The sequence below is a fragment of the Gilliamella sp. App6-5 genome (assembly GCF_001690525.1).
Taxonomy (GTDB): Bacteria; Pseudomonadota; Gammaproteobacteria; order Enterobacterales; family Orbaceae; genus Gilliamella; species Gilliamella apicola_H.
The window spans coordinates 1-2131 of record NZ_LZGT01000006.1 but is presented as its reverse complement, the minus strand read 5'-3'; the positions used below and the strand labels follow the sequence as shown (position 1 = coordinate 2131).

Sequence of the window (2131 nt, the reverse complement as noted above, 5' to 3'; positions counted from 1 at the left end):
TGTGGCTTTAAAAGTGGGGATTTAGATTATTCTTTAGCAGATAAATGGATTTTAGCCGAATTTAATCAAACCATTAAATCTTACCGAGAAGCATTTGATACTTATCGTTTTGATTTAGCCGCTAATATTTTATATGAGTTCACATGGAATCAATTCTGTGACTGGTATTTAGAGCTAACCAAATCCATTTTAGCCAATGGAGAACCATCACAGCAACGCGCAGCTCGCCATACGTTAATTACGGTATTAGAAGCTCTATTACGTCTTGCGCACCCGATTATTCCATTTATAACCGAAGCAATTTGGCAAAATGTAAAAGGCTTAATGAATATAACTGCTGACACTATAATGTTACAGCCAATGCCTGCTTTTGATGAACAGCATTCAGATGATCAAGCAATAGCCGATATTAATTGGATAAAAGATGTCGTAATTGCCGTACGAAACATTCGTGCCGAAATGAATATTGCGCCAAGTAAACCACTACAATTATTGATTCGAAAAGGATCTCCAACGGTACATCGAATCATCGCTGATAACATCAATTTTATTGAATCATTAGCAAGATTGTCTGAAATTGTTTTACTTGGTGATGGTGAAACTGGACCATTATCGGTCACAAAACTGGTTGATGGCGCCGAGTTGCTAATCCCAATGGCAGGATTAATCAATAAAGAAAACGAACTTGCGCGTTTAGAAAAAGAAATTGAACGCATCAATGGCGAAATTTCTCGTATTGAAAATAAACTGTCTAATGCCAGCTTTGTCGACAAAGCCCCTGCGGCAGTAGTTGCGAAAGAAAAAGAAAAACAACAAGGTTATATTGATGATAAAGCCAAACTGCAAGAGCAGTATGTTGCCATAAAAAATCTTTAATCTTTTTTTAATCTTTGTAATAAAAACCTCTCGTTTGAGAGGTTCAGATTGATGACAAACCTCGATATAATTCGGGGTTTATTTTTTTATTTAAACCATAAATAGGCTTTTTAATTTGGATTTGATTAAATAAATTAAAAAATAGCTTAAAAAAACGTAACAAAAATAGCTTTATCGCTATTTTCTTGATATTTTGAGCCATTGCGGCCAATAAACACTGCATTTGAACCTGCGCTCTTCCTCTAAATCGTGCATAGCGATGTCCGTGGTGTTGTTTAGCATCAGCAAAGCTGCGCTCTATGGTTTCTTTTCGCCGAGCATAGACTTTTTTACCCCACTGACTTAAACGAATTTCGTTGGCTATCTCTTTATCTGCTTCCCAAATATGCCGTGTGATGACTTTCTGTGTATTTTTACTCTGTGTACACTGTGACAATAACGGACAGATTTTGCAGGTTGTTGCATCAGAATGATAATGACGATAACCCAACACCGGATATATCTGCTTTGCCAGCAGTAAATGGCAAATGGGAGCCGTAAAATAACCCGCATCAAGACCGACACCAACCGGATTAAAGCCAAACCGCTCTAGCTGGCGTTTTAATCGAGCCATGTAAGGCTGGGAATCATGGATATTTCCGGCAGTGACATAGGTATCGGTAATTAAATTATGTTTGCCATCAACCGTTCGGTGATCTAAGTAGAAGAATCCTTTAGGCTTGCCTTCCCGATGCATAAAGCCACTGTCTGGATCTGTTGTACTGACTTTAACCTCCTTGTATTTCTCTACCGTCGATGGCTTTAAGGCTTTTTTCCGTTTAATTCTCTTTCTGCGTTGATGGCTTGATTAAGCGCATCAATATATTGACTGGGCTCAACAATACGCTGCTCATTACGTGCTTTGCCTTTATTGGCATTTGCTTTTAGGTGAGTACTGTCCGTATATAAAACCCGACCACTTATCAACCCTTTGGCAATGGCCTGCTCAACAATATTATCAAAAATCTGTTGATAGATTTCACTGTCATTAAACCGACGGCGACGATTTTGGCTAAGTGTTGAGGCGTCAATCACTTTTTCGGTTAATCCCATTCCCAGAAACCAGCGGTAAGCTAAATTGACCTGAATTTCCTGAACCAGACGACGTTCACTGGGGATACCGAAAAGATACCCCAATAACATGATTTTAAACAGTCTGACCGGATCTTCTGCTGGACGACCATTATTAGGGCAATAAAGTGGTGCTACCGCTTCT

1 protein-coding gene and 1 pseudogene are annotated in these 2131 nt (G+C 38.9%); one reads left to right on the top strand and one right to left on the bottom strand.

From position 1 onward, the window contains the following. On the top strand, positions 1-876 hold an 876-nt coding region (locus tag A9G24_RS01330; RefSeq protein WP_176701146.1), incomplete at its 5' end, for a class I tRNA ligase family protein. 43 nt (positions 877-919) lie between these two features. On the opposite strand, the pseudogene A9G24_RS12610 reads toward A9G24_RS01330, so the two are convergent. Next, a pseudogene (locus tag A9G24_RS12610) lies at positions 920-2131 on the bottom strand (IS1182 family transposase); the annotation flags it as partial.